Origin of the sequence: Brevundimonas sp., assembly GCF_018608325.1 — a bacterium.
GTDB lineage: Bacteria > Pseudomonadota > Alphaproteobacteria > Caulobacterales > Caulobacteraceae > Brevundimonas.
Genome location: NZ_JABAZW010000022.1, coordinates 1 through 2,476 on the forward strand (window position 1 = coordinate 1; position 2,476 = coordinate 2,476).

Here is a 2,476-nt window from a genome sequence, read left to right on the forward strand (position 1 = left end):
CCAGAAGGCCCTGCGCCTGAAGAACGCCAAGCTGGACGCCCGCCCCAAGGCCCCGCGCGGCGGCCGCTTCCAGCGCGAACAGAACGCCCGGATCGCGGCGGGCAAGTCCCGTCCTTGGATGAGCAAATAAAGAACTCCCTCTCCCGTTCCGAGGCGGGAAGCTCAAAGCGTCGTCAGTCCGGCCAGGTCTCGCGGCTGGCGCCCAGCACTTCGCCGGCCAGATACAGCGAGCCGCAGATTGCGACGCGGCCTGCGCCCAGACGCAGCGCCAGCTTCAGCGCCTCATCGACCGAACCGGCAGGCGTCGCCAGACCATGGCCGCGCGCCACGGCGGCCAGCGCCGCCGGGTCCGCCGCTGTCCCGTCAAAGCCGACGGTGAAGACGGTGGCGTGGCTGTCCTTCAACGCGGCGAAGAAACCGCCTGCGTCCTTGTTCGCCAACATGCCGCAGATCAGGGCCAGGGGACGCGGCGCCCGCGCCTGACGATCCGCCAGAAACGCCGCCAGCGCCCGCGCGGCGTGGGGATTATGCCCTCCGTCCAGCCACAGTTCGGCATCCGCCGCCCGGGCCGCATCACCATAGGGGCCAGCCGAAATCCGTTGCAGGCGCGCAGGCCAGCGCACGGATTTCAGACCCTCGGCGATGGCGGCTTCCGGCAGATCCAGCTCCAGCGCCGCCGCGATGGCCACGCCCGCATTGTCGATCTGGTGCGCGCCCGCCAGACCCGGCGCGGGCAGGTCCAGAAACCGTTCCTGATCCTGAAACGCCAACCCGCCCCGCTCGGCCCAGGCGTCGAAGTCCACGCCCATGACGGTCAGCGGCGCATGAACCGCCTGCGCCGCCCGTTCGATGGCGGCCATGGCGACTTCCTGCTGGCGCGCGATCACGCCAGGCGCGCCCGGCTTCAGCACCCCGGCCTTTTCCGCCGCTATGCCCGCCAGATCTGTTCCGAGGAACTCGGCATGGTCATAGTCGACCGGCGCGATCACGCTGAGCAGCGGACGTTCGATCACATTGGTCGCGTCCAGAACCCCGCCCAGCCCCACCTCGATGATGGCCAGATCAGCGGGGGTTTCGGACATGGCGACAAAGGCGGCGGCGGTCGTGCTTTCGAACACGGTCGCCTCACCGGACACCGCCTCGATCCGGTCGAGGATGGCGTTCAGCTGATCGTCCTCGATCAGTTTTCCGGCCAAACGAATACGCTCGTTGAACCGCACCAGATGGGGCGAGGTGTAAGCGTGAACCTTCAGCCCCGCCGCCTCGGCGATGGCGCGGATCATTGAAACGGTCGAGCCCTTGCCGTTGGTTCCCGCCACATGAACCACGGGCGGCAGGCGGTGCTGGGGATCACCCAGCGCCGCACACAGGGCCTTCATCCGATCCAGCGACAGGTCGATCCGTTGCGGATGCCGCGCCCTGAGACGTTCGGAGATCGGGTCCATCAGCCGGTCAGGCCGCCTGACGGGTTCCGCCCATCAGCATCGACAGGATTTCGCCCAGCACGCGCGGCAGGTCGGCGCGCACGACCACGCGGTCGACCATGCCTTTTTCCTGCAGATATTCGGCGCGCTGGAAGCCCGGCGGCAGTTTCTCGCGGATGGTGGCCTCGATCACGCGCGGACCGGCGAACCCGATCAGGGCGCCCGGTTCGGCCAGATGCACATCGCCCAGCATGGCGTAGGAGGCCGTCACGCCGCCCGTCGTCGGGTCCGTCAGGACTACGGCGTAAGGCAGCTGGGCTTCCTTGATTTCCTCAATGGCCAGGGTCGTGCGCGCCATCTGCATCAGCGACAAGGCGCCTTCCTGCATCCGCGCGCCGCCAGCGGCGGTGAAGCAGATCAGCGGCACCTTGCGGGCCACGGCCTCGCGCGCGGCCTTGATGAAGGCCTCGCCCGCCGCCATGCCCAACGACCCGCCCATGAAGGTGAAGTCCTGAACGATCACGACCGCGTTCTGACCACCGACGGAGCCGTAGCCGATGGCCATGGTGTCCTTGCGGCCCGCCGCCTTGCGCGCGGCGCTCAGGCGATCCTTATAGGATTTGCCGTCCGAGAATTTCAGCGGATCTTCCGGCACGTCCGGGGTTTCGATGGCCTCATACTTGGCGTCATCGAAGGTGGCGCGCAGGCGTGTCGGCGCGTCGATCCGCATATGACGGCCCGACGGCGTGACCCACAGCGAGGTCTCCAGATCCGAGCGATACAGCATCTCGCCGGTATCGGGATCCTTGACCCAGAGATTGTCAGGCGTGTCCCGGCGAGAGACGATCTTGCGGACGCCGGGCGCAAAGCGGCTCAGCCATCCGCCGCGCTTTTCCTGCGGCTTGTTCTTGTCGACCATGGGGGCGCTCTTAAACGGTTTCCGCGACGGAAGCACTAGCGGCGACAGATCGAACTGCATCGCTCAGCGACTTCACCTTGGCCAGAACGCGCGGGGCGGCGGCTTCGTTCGCGGCAACGGCGGCGGCGACTTC

At 67.7% G+C, this 2,476-nt stretch carries 3 protein-coding genes and 1 pseudogene; 1 reads left to right on the forward strand and 3 read right to left on the reverse strand.

Annotation, left to right across the window (positions count from 1 at the left end; translation table 11 throughout):
- Positions 1-130: hypothetical protein (locus QZ281_RS02280; RefSeq protein WP_292224259.1), on the forward strand; the 130-nt coding region annotated here is incomplete at its 5' end.
- 43 nt (positions 131-173) lie between these two features.
- Here the strand turns inward: QZ281_RS02280 and QZ281_RS02285 are convergent.
- From QZ281_RS02285 to trpA, 3 genes and pseudogenes are all read right to left on the reverse strand, one after another.
- The gene (locus tag QZ281_RS02285; RefSeq protein WP_292224239.1) at positions 174-1,445 is read right to left on the reverse strand and encodes a folylpolyglutamate synthase/dihydrofolate synthase family protein; all 1,272 of its coding nucleotides are present in this window, start codon (positions 1,443-1,445) and stop codon (positions 174-176) included.
- A 7-nt stretch (positions 1,446-1,452) separates the two neighbouring features.
- Complete coding sequence (gene accD, locus QZ281_RS02290) at positions 1,453-2,343, reverse strand: acetyl-CoA carboxylase, carboxyltransferase subunit beta (RefSeq protein ID WP_292224242.1); 891 nt, start codon at positions 2,341-2,343, stop codon at positions 1,453-1,455.
- Positions 2,344-2,353: 10 nt separating this feature from the next.
- A pseudogene (trpA, locus tag QZ281_RS02295) lies at positions 2,354-2,476 on the reverse strand (tryptophan synthase subunit alpha); the annotation flags it as partial.